The organism is Burkholderia sp. R-40 (assembly GCF_049942845.1).
GTDB lineage: Bacteria > Pseudomonadota > Gammaproteobacteria > Burkholderiales > Burkholderiaceae > Burkholderia > Burkholderia ambifaria.
Genome location: NZ_CP187967.1, coordinates 1,783,659 through 1,804,553 on the forward strand (window position 1 = coordinate 1,783,659; position 20,895 = coordinate 1,804,553).

General features: G+C 69.7%; 17 protein-coding genes, 1 pseudogene and 2 riboswitches. Of the genes and pseudogenes, 12 read left to right on the top strand and 6 right to left on the bottom strand.

The features are described from left to right. Positions 1-10: 10 nt before the first annotated feature. The 5 genes from ACP26O_RS08240 to ACP26O_RS08260 all read left to right on the top strand — a co-directional run bounded on the left by ACP26O_RS08240 (position 11) and on the right by ACP26O_RS08260 (position 5,204). Complete coding sequence (locus ACP26O_RS08240) at positions 11-2,299, top strand: TonB-dependent siderophore receptor (RefSeq protein WP_426356232.1); 2,289 nt, start codon at positions 11-13, stop codon at positions 2,297-2,299. Positions 2,300-2,385: 86 nt separating this feature from the next. Then, positions 2,386-3,225: a formyltransferase family protein gene (locus tag ACP26O_RS08245; RefSeq protein ID WP_006755049.1), complete on the top strand. Its 840-nt coding sequence runs from the start codon at positions 2,386-2,388 to the stop codon at positions 3,223-3,225. Then, entirely contained in the window at positions 3,225-4,241 is a 1,017-nt protein-coding gene (locus tag ACP26O_RS08250; RefSeq protein WP_175665180.1) for a GNAT family N-acetyltransferase, read from the top strand. The genes ACP26O_RS08245 and ACP26O_RS08250 overlap by 1 nt, the downstream gene beginning before the upstream one ends. A gap of 277 nt (positions 4,242-4,518) precedes the next feature. Next, entirely contained in the window at positions 4,519-4,785 is a 267-nt protein-coding gene (gene vapB, locus ACP26O_RS08255; protein ID WP_175665181.1) for a type II toxin-antitoxin system VapB family antitoxin, read from the top strand. After that, positions 4,782-5,204: a type II toxin-antitoxin system VapC family toxin gene (locus ACP26O_RS08260; protein ID WP_011656832.1), complete on the top strand. Its 423-nt coding sequence runs from the start codon at positions 4,782-4,784 to the stop codon at positions 5,202-5,204. The genes vapB and ACP26O_RS08260 overlap by 4 nt, the downstream gene beginning before the upstream one ends. Positions 5,205-5,246: 42 nt before the next feature. Here ACP26O_RS08260 and ACP26O_RS08265 read toward each other — a convergent pair whose 3' ends face one another. Then, positions 5,247-6,152 (bottom strand): nucleotidyl transferase AbiEii/AbiGii toxin family protein, encoded by a 906-nt coding sequence (locus ACP26O_RS08265; protein WP_175665182.1) that lies wholly within the window; start codon positions 6,150-6,152, stop codon positions 5,247-5,249. After that, the gene (locus ACP26O_RS08270) at positions 6,121-7,191 is read right to left on the bottom strand and encodes a type IV toxin-antitoxin system AbiEi family antitoxin (protein WP_175665183.1); all 1,071 of its coding nucleotides are present in this window, start codon (positions 7,189-7,191) and stop codon (positions 6,121-6,123) included. Before ACP26O_RS08270 ends, ACP26O_RS08265 begins: the two co-directional genes overlap by 32 nt. 355 nt (positions 7,192-7,546) lie before the next feature. On the opposite strand from ACP26O_RS08270, the pseudogene ACP26O_RS08275 reads away from it, so the two are divergent. Then, a pseudogene (locus ACP26O_RS08275) lies at positions 7,547-8,754 on the top strand (M20 aminoacylase family protein). Here the strand turns inward: ACP26O_RS08275 and ACP26O_RS08280 are convergent. The 4 genes from ACP26O_RS08280 to cobA are packed head-to-tail and all read right to left on the bottom strand — an operon-like array spanning position 8,751 to position 11,819. Next, positions 8,751-10,055 (bottom strand): cobyrinate a,c-diamide synthase, encoded by a 1,305-nt coding sequence (locus ACP26O_RS08280; protein ID WP_175665185.1) that lies wholly within the window; start codon positions 10,053-10,055, stop codon positions 8,751-8,753. The pseudogene ACP26O_RS08275 and the gene ACP26O_RS08280 sit on opposite strands and share 4 nt — an antisense overlap. Before the next feature lie 3 nt (positions 10,056-10,058). Further along, a complete protein-coding gene (gene cobO, locus ACP26O_RS08285) occupies positions 10,059-10,661 on the bottom strand; it encodes a cob(I)yrinic acid a,c-diamide adenosyltransferase (protein ID WP_011656839.1) in 603 nt (200 codons plus the stop codon). A 34-nt stretch (positions 10,662-10,695) separates the two neighbouring features. Next, entirely contained in the window at positions 10,696-11,073 is a 378-nt protein-coding gene (locus ACP26O_RS08290; RefSeq protein ID WP_175665186.1) for a cobalamin biosynthesis protein, read from the bottom strand. Then, entirely contained in the window at positions 11,070-11,819 is a 750-nt protein-coding gene (gene cobA, locus ACP26O_RS08295) for a uroporphyrinogen-III C-methyltransferase (protein ID WP_244103689.1), read from the bottom strand. Before cobA ends, ACP26O_RS08290 begins: the two co-directional genes overlap by 4 nt. Positions 11,820-11,989: 170 nt before the next feature. Beyond that, positions 11,990-12,226: riboswitch (cobalamin riboswitch) on the bottom strand. 137 nt (positions 12,227-12,363) lie between these two features. After that, positions 12,364-12,626, top strand: a riboswitch (cobalamin riboswitch). Between the two features lie 337 nt (positions 12,627-12,963). On the opposite strand from cobA, the gene cobW reads away from it, so the two are divergent. The 6 genes from cobW to ACP26O_RS08325 all read left to right on the top strand — a co-directional run bounded on the left by cobW (position 12,964) and on the right by ACP26O_RS08325 (position 20,880). Then, a complete protein-coding gene (cobW, locus tag ACP26O_RS08300) occupies positions 12,964-14,052 on the top strand; it encodes a cobalamin biosynthesis protein CobW (protein ID WP_175665188.1) in 1,089 nt (362 codons plus the stop codon). A gap of 6 nt (positions 14,053-14,058) precedes the next feature. Beyond that, positions 14,059-17,871 carry a cobaltochelatase subunit CobN gene (gene cobN / locus ACP26O_RS08305; protein WP_175665189.1) on the top strand — a complete coding sequence of 1,271 codons (3,813 nt, stop codon included), beginning with the start codon at positions 14,059-14,061 and terminating at the stop codon, positions 17,869-17,871. Then, positions 17,868-18,959, top strand: coding sequence for an ATP-binding protein (locus ACP26O_RS08310; RefSeq protein WP_175665190.1), 1,092 nt, complete (start codon positions 17,868-17,870; stop codon positions 18,957-18,959). The genes cobN and ACP26O_RS08310 overlap by 4 nt, the downstream gene beginning before the upstream one ends. 68 nt (positions 18,960-19,027) lie before the next feature. Continuing rightward, positions 19,028-19,636, top strand: a complete 609-nt coding sequence (locus ACP26O_RS08315; RefSeq protein WP_175665191.1) for a vWA domain-containing protein — start codon at positions 19,028-19,030, stop codon at positions 19,634-19,636. A gap of 91 nt (positions 19,637-19,727) precedes the next feature. Beyond that, positions 19,728-20,180, top strand: coding sequence for a YaiI/YqxD family protein (locus ACP26O_RS08320; protein ID WP_011656847.1), 453 nt, complete (start codon positions 19,728-19,730; stop codon positions 20,178-20,180). 127 nt (positions 20,181-20,307) lie between these two features. Continuing rightward, complete coding sequence (locus ACP26O_RS08325) at positions 20,308-20,880, top strand: DUF1993 domain-containing protein (RefSeq protein ID WP_105834389.1); 573 nt, start codon at positions 20,308-20,310, stop codon at positions 20,878-20,880. The last annotated feature ends 15 nt before the right edge of the window (positions 20,881-20,895 follow it).

The window sequence follows — 20,895 nt, forward strand, 5'->3', positions numbered from 1 at the left end:
GCAGAGAAAGATGGAGTGGGCAACAGGCACGCGTTTGCGTGCGATCGCGGCCGCGGCGAGCGTGACGTTCGGGATGGCGGCAGGGCACGCATTCGCGCAGACGGCGCCGGCCGTGAACGCGGGTGCGGCGACGTCGGCCGACAGCGCGCGCAACGGTGCGGCGGCGAGTGCGGGAGCCAGTGGGGCGACCGGTTCGTCGACCCGCGCGCCGAACGGCACGCCGAACGGCCCGGCGACCGGCACGCTGCCGGCGATCAACGTCAACGCGGGCTCGGAAGGCGACGGCACGGTCGGTCTCGTCGCGAAGCGCAGCAGGACCGGCACCAAGACCGATACGTCGATCAATGAAATCCCGCAGACGATCAACGTCGTCACCGCGCAGCAGATCGAGATGACCGGCGCGACCGACGTGAACGCGGCGCTGCGCTACGTGCCGGGCTTCTCGTCGTACGGCTCGGACAACCGTTCCGACTGGTACGCGGCGCTGCGTGGCTTCACGCCGACGGCCTACGTGAACGGCCTGCAGGTGCCGAACACGCTGAACCTGTCGAGCTGGCGCGTCGATCCGTACATGATCGACAGCATCACCGTGCTGCGCGGGCCGACGTCGGTGCTGTACGGCGCGGGCGACCCCGGCGCGATCATCGACGTGCAGACCAAGATGGCCGACGGCGAGCGCGTGCGCGAAGCCGGCGTGCAGTTCGGCAACTATGCGCGCAAGCAGTTCATGATCGACGTCGGCGACAAGCTCGACGCGGACGGCAAGTATGCGTACCGGTTCGTCGGCGTCGCGCGCGACGGCAACGCGCTGACGGGCCCGAACAACGACCAGCGCGTCGCGCTCGCACCGACGTTCCGCTGGCGCCCCGACGCCGATACGTCGCTGACGCTGTCGGCCACGTATCTGCAGGACTGGGGCGACATCTCGTCGAACTTCCTGCCGGCGCAAGGCACGGTGCTGCCGAACCCGAACGGGCAGCTCGACAAGGACGTCTACGGCGGCGACCCGAATTTCAACTACTACCGCAAGAAGCAGTGGTCGCTCGGCTATCAGTTCGAGCGCAACCTGAACTCGATGTGGACGTTCCGGCAGAACGTGCGCTGGATGCACCTGTCGCTCGACAACGGTTCGGTGTTCGGCGCGGGCTTCGCGGACGGCAGCCTGACCGACATCAACCGCTGGGCCGGCGTGTTCCAGACGAACTACAGCCGCTTCGACATCGACAACAACCTGCAGGGCCGCTTCGGCACCGGGCCGCTCGAGCACACGCTGCTGCTCGGCTTCCAGTACAACCGGCAGACCGCGACCGACAGCGAATGGCTGGCCGCCGCGCCGACGCTGAACATCTACAACCCGGTCTACACGCCGGTCACGCTGTCCGTGTTCTCGCCGCCGAACACCACGTACCGTACCAACACGTACACGACGATGAACACGTTCGGGCTGTACGTGCAGGACCAGGTCAAGTGGAACCGCTGGACGCTGACGCTCGGCGGCCGCGAGGACTGGGTCAACCAGCGGCTGGACGACCGCGCGGGCGGCACGCAGTCGAAGGCCGACATCACGGCGTTCACCGGCCGCGTGGGCCTCACGTACCAGGGCGACTACGGGCTGTCGCCGTACATCAGCTACGCGACGTCGTTCAACCCGCTGATCGGCGTGAACCTGTACGGCGGTGGCCTGCCGCAGCCCACGCGCGGCAAGCAGATCGAGGCCGGCCTGCGCTGGCAGCCGCCGGGCAAGAACCTGATGCTGAACGCGGCGATCTACCAGATCAACCAGACCAACGTGCTCACGTCGACGCCGCTGAATCTCGATCCGTCCGGTACGACGTCGATCCAGACCGGCGAAGTGCGTTCGCGCGGCATCGAGCTGAGCGCGACCGGCAAGCTCACGCGGAACCTGTCGCTGATCGCGTCCTACGTGTATCAGGACGTGAAGAACGTGAAGGCCAACGACGCATCGCTGAACAACTGGCCGGTCGACATTCCGCGGCCGCGCCAGATGGCGTCGCTGTGGGCCGACTGGACATGGCACACGGGGCCGCTCACGGGCTTCGGCCTCGGCGGCGGCGTGCGTTACCAGAGCGCGGCGGCCGGTGCGGCGGACAACTCGCTGACGGTATCGAGCTACACGCTGTTCGATGCGGGCGTGCACTACGACACGCGTAACTGGCGCTTTGCCGTGAACGGGACGAACCTGTTCAACCGCCACTACATCAGCGGTTGCCAGTCGACGAGCGTGTGCATTTTCGGTACCGACCGTACGGTGATCGCCACCGCGAAATACAACTGGTGACGCCGCGCGCCGCGGCGCGCCGGCCGGCCTTCGGGTCGGTGCGGGCGGGCCGTGGCGCCGTCGTCCGCTTTTTCCACGACGCCTCCATGCCGAAGAAAAATCTCGTCTACATCCAGTCGCTGCGCAACGGCGCGGCCGATCGCGCCGGCCAGCCGGTTGCTTACCAGGGCGGCACGCGCTACATGAAGGCGCCGCTCGAATTCCTCGTCGAGCGCCTGAACGACTCGCCGCTCGGCGAGCGCTACACGCTCAAGGGCGTGATCGTCGACGACGACGAAGGCTCGCCCGCCGATCGCGCGAAGGTCGCCGACTACGGCTTCGCGCGCACGCCGGGCCGCCCGTGGATCCTGCCCGACGGGCTGACCGTGCAGGGCCGGCCGGTCGACGAACTGTTCTGCACGATCGCGTCGACGTACCGCCGGCTGCCGCGCGACGCGCGCGAGCGCGTGACGGGCAAGCAGGCGTTCGAGCGCCGCCTGCTCGAACGCCTGCTCGAACTCGACGCCGACGTGGTCGTGCTCGACGGGCTGCTCGTGATCCTCGACGAGCTGGTGCGCCCCGGCGCGCGCTTTCATCGACGCATCGCGAACATCCACCCCGGCATCACGGCCGACGATTCGCCGTACCAGCGGCGCGGCGCGTGGGCGACGCTCGATGCGCTGCACGGCGCGCGCGGCGAACGGGTCGACTGGGCGAGCGGCACGACGTCGCGCGTCGAACCGGTGACGATGACGGGCGCATCGTTCCACTACGTCGACAATGGCATCGATTCCGGCGAGGTGATCTGCGACGTGCTCGACACGCCGATCGCGCCGGACGACACGATTCTCGAACTGCGCTGGAACAACTTCCAGCGCAGCCTGTTTCCGGCGCTCGAGCGGGGGCTGCACATCCTCGCCGATCGCCACGACGCGGGAGCACTGTGATGGAAGACACCCTCACGAAACCGGCCGGCCCGGCGGACGCCGTCGAAGGCGAGGTAGTCGCGGCGCTGGACGGCGCGGCGCCCGCGCATGCGGCGGCCACCGCCGAGCGCACGCTCGACGCGTGGCGGCCCGATGATGCGCCGGCCGCGCTGCTCGCGGAATTCGTCGCGCTGTTCAACACGGACACGCGGCACGACGCGGCGACGGTGTCCGTGCCGCTCGGCGGCGCCGGGCCGGCGGCCGTCGCGTCGTACGTCGCGCGCGCGGTGCGCGAGGGCGTGATCGACGGCGCGCAGGTCGCCGGCGACCGGCTGCGCCTGAGCGCATCGCGCGCGACGTTCTGGCAGAACCCGCGGCCGTGGCTGAAGGCGCCTGCATCGGGCGGGATGCCGCTGCGCTACGCGATCACGAACGGCCACCGGCATCCGGTGCGGCCGCCGTCGCCGGCCGGCGAGATCTATGCGCGCTACATGCCGCAGGTCGGGATGACGTTCAGCCTGCGCACCGTCGACATCGACGAACATGCGCAGTTGTTCAGCGACTGGATGAACCTCGATCGCGTCGCGCATTTCTGGGATCAGCGCGGCACGCGCGACGAGCACGCCGCGTATCTCGCGGAGCGGCTCGCCGATCCGCACATGCATCCGATGATCGGCTATTTCGACGACACGCCGTTCGGCTATTTCGAGTTCTACTGGGCGAAGGAGGACCGCCTCGCGCCGTTCTACGACGCGCATGACTACGATCGCGGGCTGCATCTGCTGATCGGCGACTCGCGCTTCCAGAGCGCGGGCAAGCTGCATGCATGGTGGAGCGGGGTGCTGCACTACATGTTCGTCGACGAACCGCGCACGCAGCGGCTCGTCGGCGAGCCGCGCGTCGATCACGTGCGGCATATCGCGTACATGCATCGGCTCGGGTTCTACACGCTGAAGGAGTTCGACTTCCCGCACAAGCGGGCGGCGCTCACCGTGATGGAGCGCGAAACGTTCTTTGACACTTTCCGGTTGCCGTGATGGAGCGGGGGCGCGAAGCGTCGATGCGCCGATGCGTCAATTCGCAAGCGACGACGTTTCGCGCGGTCGAAGGGCCGCGGACATCGGCCGTTCGGGATATGGATCGGGCGGGCGGCATGAGGAAGAATGGATTGCATCCTCATCGCAGACAGGTCCAATCGACATGGCAAGCACACCCGCGATAGCATCGGGCGCGATCCCCGCAGCACGTCCCCCGACATTGACATATGCTGGCATATGCCTAAAATGGGCGCATCGTACTCCTGTGGAGTGGCTCATGCGCACCGTTTCCATTTTCAAGAATGCCCGTAACCAGGCAATCCGCATCCCGAAGGACATGGAGTTCGAGGGTGTGACGGAACTCGAGATCCGCCGCGAGGGCGACACGTTGCTGCTGCGTCCGGTGCGGCCGACGTGGCTGTCGTTCGCGACTGAACCACGGGCCGATGCCGACTTCCTCGTCGAGCGCCCGACGGTGGTCGAAGCCGGTCGTTTCGACCTGCCCGGCGCCGATGACGATGTACCGACGGAGTCGGCCCGGTGACGACGCTCTACATGCTCGATACGAACATCTGTTCGTTCATCATGCGCGAGCGGCCATCCGCGGTGTTGTCCCGGTTGCAGTCGTGCGTCAATGCGCAGCACCGGATCGTCGTGTCGGCGATCACCTATGCCGAGATGCGGTTCGGCGCAGTCGGCAGAAAGGCTTCGCCGAAGCATGCGGAACTCGTGACGGCCTTTGTTTCGCGGCTGGATGGCGTGCTGTCGTGGGATACCGCGGCGGTCGATGCAACGACCGCGATTCGCGTCGACCTTGCCGCACGTGGCACGCCGATCGGCGCGAACGACGCGTCGATCGCCGGTCACGCGATCGCGGCCGGTGCCGTGCTTGTAACGAACAACAGTCGCGAATTCAGCCGTGTCGCGGGGTTGTCGCTCGAAGACTGGGCAGCCTCGGCCTAGGATGGCGAATGCACGATGGCGGTGTTGTCGCGCGGCAGCGCGTCACGCGCGAGGAATGGGCGGTTCTGCCAGGAAAGCACCGCGGAACGCGTCGAGATACCGGTCGGCGTCATCGTTGAATTCACCCGGCAGCAGTGCGAATGCGCGGGCCTGCAGGTCTTGCGCGAGGGTCGCGTAAACCGCTTCGTCCGATAACAGCGCGCGGATCGCGTCGTGCGTTTGCGGCGAAGCAATCCGCTTCGCATCGCGCGCGAGCAACCCGGCGGCCGCCAGCTCCGGCTGGAAACCGTGCCGTTCGAGCAGATCGGGCGCGACATCCCAGATGCGCTCGCGATTGCCCGCGTCGTGAAAATGCGTGAGCAGGAACAGCAGGTCGTACGCGTCGCTGTTCTGGCGCGCGCGCCGATCCTTCCACGCGAGCAACTTCAGCAGCGCGAGCGCCGGCAGGCTCGCCACCGGCACAGCGATATCGGCGCCGATCGACACGGCCAGCGCCGTATCGACCGCCTCCTGAAAGCCCAGCACGTTCAGCACGAAATCGCCGCGCGGCGGCCACGCGATTTCGCCGGGCGGTGCTTCGAGCGGCCCGAACGGCACGAGATCGAGCTCCGTGCGAAATCCTTGCGTCCCGCTGTCGAACAGTAGTTTCTGCTGATGCTTCGGCGCGCGCGCGAATTGCCCGGTCGCGACGAGCGCATCGACGAGCCGCTCGTGAAACGGCCAGCTCACCGCGCACACCGCGACGTCGACGTCCCGCGTCGCACGTACCGGCCGGATGCCGTGGACATGCCACATCAGGATGTCGCGCGCGGTTGCGCCGGCGACGACGAATGCCGTGTCGAGTTGCACGCAGGTCGTGCCGACCGCCTGCAGCAGCGCGGCCGCCGCCGGCTCGAGCGGCCGGCGCGCGTCGACTTCAAGCGGGCGGGTGGGCGAGGTATCGGTCATGGATGTGTTCGGCGGCGGCAAGATTGCGGCTGTCTCCGGACGAGACGAGATCCGCGTAGATCAGCAGCGGCGGCACGAGCGGCACGTCCGGCTCGCGCCAGTCGAGCGCCGGCGACGGTGGCCAGAACGCTTCGAGCAGCTCGACGTCGCCGCGTTCGTCCGGGCGCAGGCGCGCCTGGAGCAGCATCCGGTTCGACACGGCGCCGTGCGTATAGACGGTGACCGCGGCTGGCTTCAGGTCGTGCGTCAGCAGGTCGGCCGCCGGTTCGCCGCCGAGCCGCGCATCGAATGCCGCGAAATCGAAGTCGCGCCACCAGTCGGGCGTGACGGCGGCAAACCGCCGGGCCGGCAGTTTCGCGCGCAGGCGGCTCGGATACAGCGCCACCCATTCCTGCACGAAGCGCGGCCAGTCGGGCATCAGGCGCTCGCCATTGCGCCGCTGCGCGACGAAGCCGCGCGCGAGCAGGTCGTCCATCGCGAGATTGACCGTGCCGAGCGCGACGCCCGACGCGGCGGCGATCGCCCGGTACGGTTGCGCGACGAGGCCCGGCTGCGTCGCGAGCGCGAACATCACGGCGAGCCCCTTGGGCGTGGTCGCGCGCGACGCCTGCCGGCGCGGCGTGCGGGAAGGTTTCGGCCGGCCGGAGATCAGCACGGTCGCCTCCGGCACCAGCAGGCTCGCGTTGCCGGCGGTATCGAGGAACGGGATGCCTTGATCGGTCAGGTGCGCGGCCAGCTCGGCCGACACGTACGGGGCGACCAGCATGAGTTGCCGCTCGCCGGGCAGCGGGGTGGCGCTGCGGCGAAGCAGCGCGGCGTGGGCGTCCTGTACCGATTCGACGCCAACGCTCACGGCGGCCGGCATCTCGAAGGTCTGCCCGCCAATGCCGAAGCGGATCATCGCGTCGGCATGCGCGCGGGATGCGGTCGGCACGCGCACCGGCCGTGCGTTGAAGCGTCGGGTCGCGCGTTCGAACGCGGCGCAAGCTTCGTCGAGCACGTGCTGTTCCGCTATCGACAGGGTGGCGTTCTCGGGCATCGGGAGGGATCGCGTGTTCACTTTTTTGTCAGCGTACACAAAAAATGTACAGCCGTCAAAAAATGAACAAGAACGCTCAACCCTTTGATGTGACGGAATTATTCCGGAATGGCGAACAGCAATCAACGCAAGCTCCCACGGGGAGAAATCGAGACGGAATGTACAGTGTCGCGAATCCGGCTCATGCGCGGCAGTCGCCCGGATGGCCGGTTCCGCCAGCAGGCGATTTCTCATGTGCGGCGATGAGGCGCTAGCAACCCCTGGTTGCCTCCACGACGACTTTCTGTCTGTCCGGTTGCTGCCCAACGGACTATCCTTGCGTGCACATTCCCCACCAAATCCAGGAGACGACACCGTGACGCACAGCGTGATCCCCGCAGGCCTCGCCGACGAAATGATCGAGATCCGGCACCGCATTCATGCCCACCCCGAACTGGGCTTCGAGGAATTCGCGACCAGCGACCTCGTTGCCGAGCAGTTGCAGGCATGGGGCTACACGGTGCACCGCGGGCTCGGCGGCACGGGCGTGGTCGCGCAGCTGAAGGTCGGCAACGGCACGCAGCGCCTCGGCCTGCGCGCCGACATGGACGCGCTGCCGATCCACGAGTCGACCGGCCTGCCGTACCAGAGCACGATCCCCGGCAAGATGCACGCGTGCGGCCACGACGGCCACACGGCGATGCTGCTCGCGGCCGCGAAGCACCTGGCGCGCGAGCGGCGCTTTTCCGGCACGCTGAACCTGATTTTTCAGCCGGCCGAGGAAGGGCTCGGCGGCGCGAAGAAAATGCTCGACGACGGGCTGTTCGAGCAGTTCCCGTGCGACGCGATCTTCGCGATGCACAACATGCCGGGCTTCCCGACGGGCAAGTTCGGCTTCCTGCCGGGGCCGTTCATGGCGTCGTCGGATACCGTGATCGTCGACGTGCAGGGGCGCGGCGGCCACGGCGCGGTGCCGCACAAGGCGATCGATTCGGTCGTCGTGTGCGCGCAGATCGTCATTGCGCTGCAGACGATCGTGTCGCGCAACGTGTCGCCGCTCGACATGGCGATCGTCACGGTCGGCGCGATCCACGCGGGCGACGCGCCGAACGTGATTCCCGATGCGTCGTGATGCGACTGTGGGTGCGTGCGCTGTAACCCGACGTGCGCGCGCTGCTCGAGGGGCGCATCGCGGAAGTCGTGCAAGGTCAGGCGGACAGCTTTGGCGCGACCGCGACGATCGACTACCAGCGCCGCTACCCGGTGCTCGTCAACGATGCGCGGATGACCACGTTCGCACGCGACGTCGCGCGCGAGTGGGTGGGCGAAGCGAACCTGATCGACGAGATGGTGCCGCTCACCGGCAGCGAGGATTTCGCGTTCCTGCTGGAGAAGCGGCCGGGCTGCTACCTGATCATCGGCAACGGTGACGGCGAGGGCGGCTGCATGGTGCATAACCCCGGCTATGACTTCAACGACGCGTGCCTCGCGACCGGCGCGAGCTACTGGATCGCGCTCGCCGAGCGTTTCTGGTGTGACGGTGAATGCGGGGAATCGATTCAATCGCGGCATGTGCCGAGCTAGAACCCAGCCCCGCTAAACAACGCCACCGCCGCATCCGGATTCGACGGCCAGTACATGTGCATGTACGTCGCGACGATCGAGCCCGTGCGATACACGGCTTCGCCGCTGCCGGGTTCCCCATCGGGCCGGGCGGCGGCAGCCACCGGCGCCAGCGGCGTGTCGAGCCGCGAATAATGAAACGTATGACCGCGCATCGGCCCGCTGCGCGTGTCCAACTGCTGCATGCCGAGCGCCGCGAACCGGCGCTGCATCGTCGCATGGCCTGACAGCAGCCCGAGCATCGATGTCGTCGCGCCTTCGACGTCGGTCAGCGACTCGCACAGATACACCATTCCCCCGCATTCCGCGACGATCGGTCGGCCGGCCGCCGCATGCGCGCGAATCGTCCGCGCGGCCACGGCATTCGCCGCGAGCGTCGCCGCATGCAGCTCCGGATAGCCGCCCGGCAGGAACAGCGCGTCGCACGCGTCGGGCACGGGTTCGTCGGCAAGCGGCGAAAAGAACCGCAGCTGCGCACCGAGCGCATCGAGCAGCGCGAGATTGGCCGGATAGATAAACGAAAACGCCGCGTCGCGCGCGATCGCGATTCGCTTGCCGGCGAGCGCGCGCGGCAGCGGGGCGCGGGCTTCCGGTTCCGCGAACGACACGGCCGGCGGCAATTCGGCGAGCGCGGTCTGCGCGAGCACGTCAGCCGCACGCTCGAGCCGCGCGTCGAGATCGCCGATGTCGGCCGGCTGGTGCAGGCCGAGATGCCGTTCCGGCAGCGCGATGCCCGCATCGGCCGGCACGTGCCCGAGCCAGCGCAAGTCGTCCGGCAGCGCCTGCCGCAACAGTTCCGCGTGTCGCGGCGACCCGACGCGGTTCGCGAGCACGCCGTGAAACGGCACCTCCGGCCGGAACCGCGCGAGCCCGAACGCGATCGCTGCGAACGTCTGCGCCATTGCCTTCGCGGAAATCACCGCGACGACCGGCACCCCGAACGCGGCCGCGAGATCGGCGCTGCTCGGCGTGCCGTCGAACAGCCCCATCACGCCTTCGATCAGGATCAGGTCCGCGTCGCGCGCGGCATCGGCGAGCAGCGCGCAGCAGCCGGCTTCACCGACCATCCCGATGTCGAGCGCGTGCACGGGTGCGCCGCTCGCGCGCTCGAGCAGCATCGGATCGAGAAAATCCGGCCCGGTCTTGAACACGCGTACGCGCCGGCCGAGCCGGCGGTGCAGCCGCGCGAGGCCGGCCGTCACCGACGTCTTGCCCTGGCCGGACGCGGGCGCGCTGACGAACAGCGCGGGGCAGGCCGGCATCGCTCAGAACTCCACGCCGGGCTGCGCCTTCACGCCTTGCTCCTTGTACGGATGCTTGACGAGCCGCATTTCCGTGACGAGGTCGGCCGCGTCGATCAGTGCATCGGGCGCATGCCGCCCGGTGACGACGACGTGCACCGAATCCGGTCGCGCGACGAGCGTCGCGAGCACTTCGTCGAGCGGCAGATATTCGTACTTCAGCACGGTGTTCAGCTCGTCGAGGATCACCATCCGGTACTCGCCGCTTTCGATCATCCGGCGCGCCTCGTCCCAGCCCTTGCGCGCGGTTGCGACGTCGGCGTCGCGGTTCTGCGTATTCCACGTATAGCCGTCGCCCATCGTCACGAAGTCGCATTGCGCGACCGCGCCGAGGAAGTCGCGCTCGGACGTGTGCAGCGCGCCCTTGATGAACTGCACGACGCCGAGCCGCATGCCATGGCCGAGCACGCGCACGGCCATGCCGAAGGCGGCCGTGCTCTTGCCCTTGCCGTTGCCGGTGTTGACGATCAGCAGGCCCTTTTCCTGGGTGGCGGCAGCCTGCTTCTTTTCATGGCCGGCGCGGCGGCGTTCGGCCATCCGCTGATGGGATTCGGCATCGGTCTTCATCGGGAATCGTCCTGTCGAAAGCGAAACAAAGGGTTCAGAGCGGGCCGGCGAGCGCGACTGTCACGCCGTCCCGGCTGGATTTGGGGCCGAGCAGCCGGCCATGCGGCGCCGCGAGTTGCGCGCACGGCTCGGCCACGCCCGCGACGCCGAAACGCGCCAGCGCGGCCGCCGACGGGCCGCTCAATGCCGGTTCGGGGCACTGCGCGAGCTGCGCTGCGTCGAACGCGACGAGCGGCCAGCCGCGCCGCGCGCACAGCATGCGCAGCGGCCGGGCACGCGCCTTCTCGGCGAGCGTCGCGACGACGGCCGGTTCGGCGCCCGGGTGGCTTGCCAGCGCCGCGCGGATCGCGGCATCGAGTTGCGCGGCCGTCACGCCCGCGCGGAAACCGACGCCGAGCGCGACGCGCATCATGCGCGGCCGCCAAGCGCCGCGCGCACCGCGGGATCGTCGGCGAGCGCCGCGACGCGGCCGATCACGACGATCGCGGGCGAACCGATACCGGTCGCGCCCACGCGTTCGACGATCGTGTCGAGCGTCGCGAGCACGTGCCGCTGCCCGTCACGCGTCGCGTTCTCGATCGCCGCGCACGGCGTGTCGCCGGCCACGCCGCCGTCATGCAGCGCGGCCGCGATCGCGTCGAGCCGGCGAATGCCCATGTAGATCACGATCGTCATCCGCGTCGCGGCCAGCGCGCGCCAGTCCGGTTCGTCCGCGCCCGCGCCGTGGCCCGTGACGAAGATCACGCCCTGCGCGTCGCCGCGATGCGTGACCGGAATGCCGAGCGCGGCCGGGGCGGCGATCCCGGCCGTGATGCCGTTCACGACCTCGACCGGGAACCCGGCCGCACCGAGCGCGAGCAATTCTTCGCCGCCGCGGCCGAACACGAACGGATCGCCGCCCTTGAGCCGCGCGACGCTGCGGCCCGCGCGCAGATGCGCGAGCATCGCGGCGACGATCGTTTCCTGCGGCGTCGACGCATGGCCGCCGCGCTTGCCGACGTGCTCGATCAGTGCGTCGGCGCGCGCGTGGCGCAGCACGTCGGGGTTCACGAGATCGTCGACGAGCAGCACGTCGGCCGCGGCGATCGCGCGCACGGCCTTCAGCGTGAGCAGATCGGCGTCGCCGGGGCCGGCGCCGACGAGCCATGCGCGGCTCATCGGACGCGGCACGGCGCGCACCGTGTCGTGGCAGAGGAAAGGGGACAGCGAGCGGCACATCGGCGGCCGGCGGACAGGCAATGCATGACGGATCGAGCGAAGCCCGCGCGAGCGCGGGCGGAAAGCGCACCCCATCCGTCCCCCGCGGATCGGGCGTTCGGCGAGCAGCGGGCTCGCCCCTTGCGTCGGCCGGTATCCGGGCTAGCCGCTTGCCAGGCCGCAGCCTTCCCGCCCGCTGAAGGGCAGTGGCATCGCGGGCGGCCTGGGCGCGTGCGGGGAACCGCGACGCGCGGGCGGCGTACCGTTGCGGGGACAGCACAGGCCGGGCGGACTTCCGCCTCCTGTTTCCCGTTTAACTGCGCACGCCGGAGGAGCGCGCGCGAGCACCGAACGCGGCGCATACGATAGCACAGCGCCCGGCCCGCGCGAACCCGCCGCGCGGGCGCCTGGGGTGGCCCAGGACGTGGCCCCGGACGCGCTGCCGCGGCCATGCCGGACACCCCGCGGCGGCCCGTTTCACCTTGACGCTCCCCGCACCGCCGCCTACACTCGCACGCGTTTTGGTGCTCGCGCGCGCTCCTCCGGCGCGCGCAGTTAAACGGGAAACAGGGAGCCTGCCTGCGCCGCAGTCGAGCCAACCTGTGCTGCCCCCGCAACGGTAAGCGAACGCGTCGCGCCCAGCGCGACGCAGCGCCGCTTCGCCGCATGCCTGCCGCATGCGGACGACCGCCACTGGATGCCGCGCATCCGGGAAGGCGAAGCGGCGTGTTCGTCAGCCCGGATACCGGCCGAAACGTTGGGGTTCAGCGCCGCGGGGAGGCGGCGCATCGTCCACGGCCGCAGCATGCCCGACACCCGAGCGTTTCCCGCTTCCTCCGCCGATCCGCCCGCCGCCGCACGCGCGCCGCGCCCGGGCCGGCGCGACGAACGGCAGGCGGCGCGGGCAGGGCCGGCGGCAGCCGTGCCGGCATTGACCATGCCGACCGTTCACAAGGAAGCGTCATGTCCGATTCGTCGTTCCGTGCGTCGTGCGGCCGTCCGGCCGGACTGCGCCGCGCCATCCCCGCGATCCGCCCGACGACATGCCGCGCCGCATTCGACGCGACGATCCCGGCCTGATTCCACTTTCGCCACAGGACCTACCATGACCCTACGCAAGCTTCCCGTCACGATCGTCACGGGCTTTCTCGGCAGCGGCAAGACCACGCTGATGCGCCACATCCTGCAGCACGCGGAAGGCCGCCGCATCGCGGTGATCGTCAACGAATTCGGCGAGCTCGGCATCGACGGCGAAATCCTGAAGGGCTGCGGGATCGGCTGCGACGATAGCGACGGCGCGCAGGGCGAAGCGTCGGGCCAACTGTACGAACTCGCGAACGGCTGCCTGTGCTGCACCGTGCAGGAAGAGTTCTATCCGGTGATGGAAGCGCTCGTCGAGCGTCGCGCCGACATCGACCACGTGCTGATCGAGACGTCGGGCCTCGCGCTGCCCAAGCCGCTCGTGCAGGCCTTCAATTGGCCGACGATCCGCAACAGCTTCACGGTCGACGCGGTCGTGACGGTCGTCGACGGGCCGGCCGCCGCGAGCGGCCAGTTCGCCGAGAACCCGCAGGCCGTCGACGCGCAGCGCCGCGCCGATCCGAACCTCGACCACGAATCGCCGCTGCACGAACTGTTCGCCGACCAGCTGTCGTCCGCCGATCTCGTGATCGTGAACAAGGCCGATCTCGTCGCCGACGCGCAGTTCGCCGAAGTCGAGGCCGCGATCCGCGAAGAGATCCCGCCGCAGGTGAAGATCGTGCGCGCGACGCGCGGCGAACTGGATCTCGCGATGCTGCTCGGGCTCGAATCGGCGTCGGAGGAAACGATCCACCTGCGGCACGACCATCACGGCTCGGCCGACGACGGCGATCACGATCACCATCACGACGATTTCGATTCGGTCGTGGTGTCGGGCGACGCAGGCTCGCGCGAAGCGACGATCGCCGCGCTGCAGCGCGTCGTCGAGACGCACACGATCTACCGCGCGAAAGGCTTCGCGGCGCTGCCCGATGCGCCGATGCGGCTCGTGATCCAGGGTGTCGGCCGCCGCTTCGACAGCTATTTCGACCGTCGCTGGCAGGACGGCGAAACGCGCGCGAGCCGCTTCGTGCTGATCGGCGAGGATCTCGACGCGGCCGAACTGCAGCGCGCGTTCGAGGCCGCGTGCGCGGCCCAGACGCAGCAGGCGTAACGCGCGATGCATCTGCTGCGCACCACGCCGGGCGGCTTCGTCGACGATACGCAGGGCGTCGTCCGGATCGACCAGCAACCGGCCGACATCGTGATCCTGAGTTCGGCCGATACGACCTTGTCGCTGCTGGCGAGCGTCGTGCCGAAGCTGCCGGCCGGCTTTCCGAGCGTGCGGCTCGCGAACGTCACGTTCCTGCGGCAGCCGGCGTCGGTCGATTTCTATGTCGACGACGTGCTGCGTCATGCGAAGACGGTCGTGATCGATCATCTCGGCGGCGAAGCATACTGGCCGTACGGGATCGAACAGGCCGTGTCGCTCGCGTCCAAGCGCCGGCAGCAGCTCGCGATGTTCTCGGGCGACCTGCAGGAAGACCCGAACCTCGTCGCGAAGAGCACGGTCGCGCCCGCGCTGTGCCGGCTGTGGTGGCGCTACCTGCGCGACGGCGGGATGCACAACGCCGACGCGCTGCTGCGCAGCATCGCATTCCATACGCTAGGCTTCGGCGACGAACCCGAGCCGCCGCGCCCGCTGCCGGCCGCCGCGCTGTATCACCCGGCGCGCGACCCGGCGAGCGTCGACGACTGGCGCACGCGCTGGACGCCGGGCGCACCCGTGGTCGCGATCCTGTTCTATCGCGCGCACTGGCAGGCCGCGAACACGGCCGTGTTCGACGCGCTGGCCGATGCGCTCGTGCGCGAAGGGCTCAATCCGCTGCCGATCGCGGTCACGTCGCTGAAGGACGCGGTGAGCCGCGAGGTCATCACGCAGCTCTGCGACACGCACGACGTCGCGCTCGTGCTGAACACCACGGCCTTCGCGGCCGGCGCGATCGACAGCCCCGAGCCCGACGTGCTCGCCGGCGATGCGCCGGTGCTGCAGGTGATCCTCTCCGGCGGCAACCGCGACGCATGGGTGGCCGACAACCAGGGGCTGCACGCGCGCGACATCGCGATGCACATCGCGTTGCCTGAAGTCGACGGGCGCATCGTCACGCGCGCGGTGAGCTTCAAGGGGCTCGCGTATCGGTGTCCGCACACCGAAGTCGACGTCGTGCGCTACCAGCCGGACGCCGAACGGATCGCGTTCGTCGCGGCGCTCGCGCGCGGCTGGTGCCGGCTGCGCACGCTCGACAACGCCGACAAGCGCATCGCGCTGATTCTCGCGAACTATCCGCAAAGCGAAGGGCGGATCGGCAACGGCGTCGGGCTCGACACGCCGGCGTCCGCGCTGCGCGTGCTCGCGGCGCTGCGCGACGCGGGCTATGCGGTGGCCGACCTGCCGGCCGACGGCGACGCGCTGATCGCGCGGCTCACCGAAGGCGTGACCAACGACCCGGCCGTGCGCGCACTGCGCCCCGCGTTCCAGAGTTTCGCGCTGGCCGACTACGTCGCGCATTTCGCGCGGCTGCCGGCCGCCGTGCGCGACGCGCTGAACGAGCGCTGGGGGCCGCCCGACGCGGACCCGACGCTGCGCCACGGGCGCTTCCCGATCGCCGGCTGGCGCGCGGGCAACGTGTTCGTCGGCATCCAGCCGTCGCGTTCGCGCGGCGAGAACGACTATGCGAGCTACCACGACGCGGACCTCGTGCCGCCGCACGCGTACCTCGCGTTCTATTTCTGGCTGCGCGATGCGTTCGGCATCGACGCGGTCATCCACCTCGGCAAGCACGGCAATCTCGAATGGCTGCCGGGCAAGAGCGTCGCGCTGTCCGACGCGTGCTGGCCGGACCTGACGCTCGGGCCGCTGCCGCACCTGTATCCGTTCATCGTCAACGATCCGGGCGAGGGCAGCCAGGCGAAGCGCCGCGCGCAGGCGGTGATCATCGATCACCTGATGCCGCCGCTCACGCGCGCGGAAAACTACGGCCCGCTGCAGGATCTCGAACGGCAGGTCGACGAATACTACGAAGCGCTGATGGTCGATGCGCGGCGCGCGAAGCTGCTGCGCAAGACGATCCTCGCGACGATCGCCGAACACCGGCTGCATGACGAGCTGAGCGTGTCGCCGCCGCGCGACGCCGGCGACGAGGACGCGCTGCTCACGCGCGTCGACGCTTGGCTGTGCGAATTGAAGGAAGCGCAGATTCGCGACGGGCTGCACGTGTTCGGCGCGTCGCCGCTCGACCGTCAGCGGCGCGATACGCTGCTCGCGCTCGCACGCTTTCCGGTCGGCGACGGCAAGGGCGAACGCGCGGGGCTGATCGCCGCGCTCGCGCGCGATCTCGCGCTCGGCGACGATTTCGATCCGCTCGCGGCCGACTGGGCCGCGCCGTGGACAGGCCCGCGGCCGGCCGTTCTGCAGGCGCTCGATGCGTCGCCGTGGCGCCATGCGGGCGACACGCGCGAGCGGCTCGAGCGGCTCGCGCAGCGGTGGCTCGATGGACTGTGCTGTGCGAATGTTGGCGGCGACGCCGGCATCGATGCGACGCCGCCGGGGGCATGGCCGCACACGCTCGCCGTGCTCGAACGCGTGCGCGCGACGCTGCTGCCCGCGCTCGACGCGTGCGGCGGCGAGGAACTGCGCCAGCTGCTGCGCGGGCTCGACGGCCGCTTCGTGCCGCCGGGGCCGAGCGGCTCGCCGTCGCGCGGCCGTCCCGACGTGCTGCCGACGGGCCGCAACTTCTATTCGGTCGATACGCGCGCGGTGCCGACGCAGGCCGCGTGGTCGCTCGGGCTGAAATCCGCGCAGCAGCTGATCGAACGCCATCTGCAGGATCACGGCGACTATCCGCGCGCGATCGGTCTGTCGGTCTGGGGCACGGCCACGATGCGCACCGGCGGCGACGATATCGCGCAGGCGTTCGCGCTCCTCGGCGTGCGGCCGAAATGGGCGCACGGCAGTCATCGCGTGACCGACTTCGAGATCCTGCCGATCGAGATCTTCGACCGGCCGCGCATCGACGTGACGCTGCGCGTGTCGGGCTTCTTCCGCGACGCGTTCCCGAACCTGATGCACCTGTTCGACGCGGCCGTGCAGGCCGTCGCCGCGCTCGACGAGCCCGAGGCACTGAACCCGATCCGTGCGCGCATCGAGCGCGAACGCGCGACCTGGATCGAGCGGGGCGTGGCGCCCGACGAAGCGCGACGCCGCGCCGGCTGGCGCGTGTTCGGCGCGCGGCCGGGCAGCTACGGTGCCGGCCTGCAGGACATGATCGACCAGCGCCGCTGGCAGACCGACGCCGACCTCGCCGACGCGTACCGCCAGTGGGGCGGCCATGCGTACGCGCAGAAAAGCGCGGGCGACGCGGCCCCCGACGTGTTCGGCGAGCGGCTCGCGACGATCGACGTCGTCGTGCAGAACCAGGACAGCCGCGAACACGACATCCTCGACTCGAACGACTACTACCAGTTCCAGGGCGGGATGACAGCGGCCGTGCGCCACCTGTCCGGCCAGCAGCCGAGCATCTACCACGGCGACCATGCGAACCCGGTCGCGCCGAAGATGCGCACGCTGCGCGAGGAGATCGCGCGCGTGATCCGCTCGCGCGTCGTCAACCCGAAATGGCTCGACGGCGTGAAGCGTCACGGCTACAAGGGCGCGGCCGAAATGGCCGCGACCGTCGACTACCTGTACGGCTATGACGCGACCGCCCGCGTGCTGTCGGACCACCAGTACGCGCTCGTCGCCGATGCGTACCTGTTCGACGACGACACGCGCGCGTTCCTCGAACGACACAACCCGAAGGCGCTGCACGGCATCTGCGAACGCTTCGTCGAAGCGATGCAGCGCGGGCTGTGGCAGCAGCCGGGCGATTATCGCGAGCGGATCGAAGCGGTCTGGCTCGACAGCGAACAACTCCAGGAAGGAGGACGGCGATGACCGATCCGACGACGCCCCGCGCACGCGCGGTGTTCCCGTTCGCGGCGCTGGTCGCACAGCAACCGTTGCAGCAGGCGCTGCTGCTCGCCGCGATCGACCCGTCGCTCGGCGGCGTGCTCGTCAGCGGGCCGCGCGGCACCGCGAAATCGACCGCCGCGCGCGCGCTGGCGGAATTGCTGCCCGAAGGCGAATTCGTCACGCTGCCGCTGTCGGCGAGCGACGAGCAGGTCACCGGCACGCTCGATCTCGCCCATGCGCTCGCCGCCAACGGCGTGCGCTTCCGGCCGGGCCTGCTCGCGCGCGCGCATCGCGGCGTGCTGTACGTCGACGAGGTGAACCTGCTCGCCGACGGGCTCGTCGATACGCTGCTCGACGTCGCCGCGAGCGGCGTGAACGTGGTGGAGCGCGATGGCGTGTCGCACGCGCACGATGCACGCTTCGTGTTGGTCGGCACGATGAATCCCGAGGAAGGCGAGCTGCGCCCGCAACTGCTCGACCGCTTCGGGCTGATGGTCGAGCTCGAGAACTGCTTCGACGCCACGCAGCGCGAACGGATCGTGAAGGCGCGCCTCGCGTTCGATCTCGATCCGGACGCGTTTCGTGCGCGCCACGCAAGCGCACAGCGAGAACTCCGCGACGGGATTCACGCGGCGCGGGCCCGGCTGTCGGCGCTCGATTTCGACGATGCGGTTCACGCACGCGTGAGCGCGCTGTGCATCGACGCGGCCGTCGACGGCCTGCGCGCCGACCTCGTGATGCTGCGCGCCGCGCGCGCGCTCGCGGCGCTGGAGCAGGCCGACGCGGTGACGGTGTCGCATGTCGAACGCGTGGCCGACGCGGTGCTGCGGCATCGGCGTCATGCGGGCGCGCCGCCGTCCGGCGCGTCGCCATCGCGCGGCGACGGCGAGCACGACCACGACCGCGACGACCGTTCGCCGCCGGACACGCGCCGGCAGCCCGACGATCACCCGGGCGCGGCACGCAACGATGCGACCGCATCGCAAGGCGAGTGGGGCTACCTGCCGCCCGAACCGGCCGGCCTGCGCGACGTGAAAAGCGTGGTGCCGCTGCCGCTAAAAAAACGCTGAGCCATCGAGCCGACGCCGCCGCGAACGCCGTTCGCGGTCCTCGATGGCAGCCAGGCGCTGCCGCGCGTGTGCCGGGGACGGCACGCGCCGGCACGGCCGTTGCGTGGCCGGCGACGCTCGCCGCGAAGCGCGGCGGCCCGCTGCACGCCGGCCATCTGCGTTTTCGCAAACAGGCCGGCGCCCCGCGCGCGCTCCATTGCTTCGTGCTCGACTGTTCGGCGTCGATGCTGTCGGACGAACGGCTCGCGCTCGCGAAAGGGTTGATCGTCGCGTACTTCGACCAGGCCGCGCGCGACCGGGTGGAAACCGCGCTGATCTGCTTCGGCGGCAACGGCGCCGCGCGGCGTTTCGGCCCGGCCGTGCCGCGCTGGTGGAACGCGCGCTGGCTCGAGCCGGTGGACGGCGGCGGCGGCACGCCGCTCGCGGACGGCATCGCGGCCGCCGCGCAATTGCTCGCGCACGCGGCACGGCGTAGGCCGGACCAGCAGCGCTGGCTGTGGGTGCTATCCGATGGACGCACGCGCGAAACGGCACCGAAACCGGCAGCCGCCGATCACGTCGTGTTCGTCGATTTCGATGACGCGGCCGTGCGGATCGGGCAGGGCAGGCGGCTCGCCGACGCATGGGGCGCGCAATGGACGACGGCCGCGTCGCTGTGCGCCGGGCTGACCGGCTGATCGGTTGACCGGTTGATCGGAGCAGCGACCGCGCGGGACGATCGCCGACGCTGCGCTATGATCGCGGTTTCTGCTTACCGGAACGTCTGCCATGCAAGTACTCGTCGATGCCGACGCGTGTCCCGCCGTCATCAAGGACATGCTGTTTCGCGCCGCGCGTCGTGCCGAGATCTGCGTGACGCTGGTCGCGAACCAGTTCCTGCGTACGCCGCCGTCGCCGTTCATCAAGTCGGTGCAGGTGCCGGCCGGCTTCGACGTCGCCGATGCGCGAATCGTCGAGCTCGCGCAAGCCGGCGATCTCGTGATCACCGCCGATATCCCGCTGGCCGCGGCCGTCCTCGACAAGGGCGCGCATGCGCTCGATCCGCGCGGCAACTGGTTCAGCCGCGAGAACATCGAAGAACGCCTGTCGACGCGCGCGATGATGGATCAACTGCGCAGCTCGGGCGTCGACACGGGCGGCCCGGCCCCGTTCAGCGCACGCGACGGCAAGGCGTTCGCATCGCAGCTTGACCGGTTCCTGGCACGCCACGGCAAGCCCTGACGCCTAGGGCGCCGGCCGTGCGCCGTGCGATGCGTCACCGGTTTCGCGTCGAATCGTCGGCTGCGGCAGAATACGGATTCGCCGCGACATCGATATCGCAGCGCCAACGAACCACCGGAGGGCATGGATGTCACCAACCCAACTTCTCGTTCCGACGTTGACCCAGATGCTGCGCGCGCAATCCGCGTGGCTCGACAAGGCCGTCGCGCACCGGCAGGCCGCCGGCGACGCACCCGATGCGCTGCTGACGCTGAAGCTCGCGCCCGACATGTATCCGCTCGCCGCACAGGTGCGGTTCTCGTGCTTCCAGGCGATGGAGCCCGTCTACCGGCTGCGCGGCGAACCGCTGCCGGATGCGCTGCTCGCGCTGCGCGAAGCCGGCTGGCACGCCGATGCGCAGCCGGGTACGGTGAGCGACGCGCAGGGGATCCTGTCCGGCACGATCGCATTCCTCGGCGAACTCGCGCCCGATGCGCTCGATGGCGGCGCCGCGCGGCCGATCGCCCTCGAGCTGCCGAACGGCATCGCGTTCGACATGACGGGCGAGCAGTACGTGCGCGACTGGGCGCTGCCGCAGTTCTACTTTCACGCGATCGCCGCGTACGCGATCCTGCGCCATTACGGTGTCGAGCTCGGCAAGGCCGACTACGTGCCGCACATGCTGGCGTACGTGCGCCCCGACACGATTCCGCAAGGTTGAACGGATGACCGGACG

Excerpts from the sequence above, each read along its gene's own strand:
- ACP26O_RS08245 (WP_006755049.1), top strand. The coding sequence starts at position 2,386 with ATGCCGAAGAAAAATCTCGTCTACATCCAGTCGCTGCGCAACGGCGCG.
- cobN (WP_175665189.1), top strand. The coding sequence starts at position 14,059 with ATGCATCTGCTGCGCACCACGCCGGGCGGCTTCGTCGACGATACGCAG.
- ACP26O_RS08320 (WP_011656847.1), top strand. The coding sequence starts at position 19,728 with ATGCAAGTACTCGTCGATGCCGACGCGTGTCCCGCCGTCATCAAGGAC.
- ACP26O_RS08280 (WP_175665185.1), bottom strand. The coding sequence starts at position 10,055 with ATGCCGGCCTGCCCCGCGCTGTTCGTCAGCGCGCCCGCGTCCGGCCAG.
- ACP26O_RS08265 (WP_175665182.1), bottom strand. The coding sequence starts at position 6,152 with ATGACCGATACCTCGCCCACCCGCCCGCTTGAAGTCGACGCGCGCCGG.
- ACP26O_RS08270 (WP_175665183.1), bottom strand. The coding sequence starts at position 7,191 with ATGCCCGAGAACGCCACCCTGTCGATAGCGGAACAGCACGTGCTCGAC.
- vapB (WP_175665181.1), top strand. The coding sequence starts at position 4,519 with ATGCGCACCGTTTCCATTTTCAAGAATGCCCGTAACCAGGCAATCCGC.
- ACP26O_RS08290 (WP_175665186.1), bottom strand. The coding sequence starts at position 11,073 with ATGATGCGCGTCGCGCTCGGCGTCGGTTTCCGCGCGGGCGTGACGGCC.
- ACP26O_RS08250 (WP_175665180.1), top strand. The coding sequence starts at position 3,225 with ATGGAAGACACCCTCACGAAACCGGCCGGCCCGGCGGACGCCGTCGAA.
- cobW (WP_175665188.1), top strand. The coding sequence starts at position 12,964 with ATGACCCTACGCAAGCTTCCCGTCACGATCGTCACGGGCTTTCTCGGC.
- ACP26O_RS08310 (WP_175665190.1), top strand. The coding sequence starts at position 17,868 with ATGACCGATCCGACGACGCCCCGCGCACGCGCGGTGTTCCCGTTCGCG.
- ACP26O_RS08240 (WP_426356232.1), top strand. The coding sequence starts at position 11 with ATGGAGTGGGCAACAGGCACGCGTTTGCGTGCGATCGCGGCCGCGGCG.
- ACP26O_RS08325 (WP_105834389.1), top strand. The coding sequence starts at position 20,308 with ATGTCACCAACCCAACTTCTCGTTCCGACGTTGACCCAGATGCTGCGC.
- cobO (WP_011656839.1), bottom strand. The coding sequence starts at position 10,661 with ATGAAGACCGATGCCGAATCCCATCAGCGGATGGCCGAACGCCGCCGC.
- cobA (WP_244103689.1), bottom strand. The coding sequence starts at position 11,819 with ATGAGCCGCGCATGGCTCGTCGGCGCCGGCCCCGGCGACGCCGATCTG.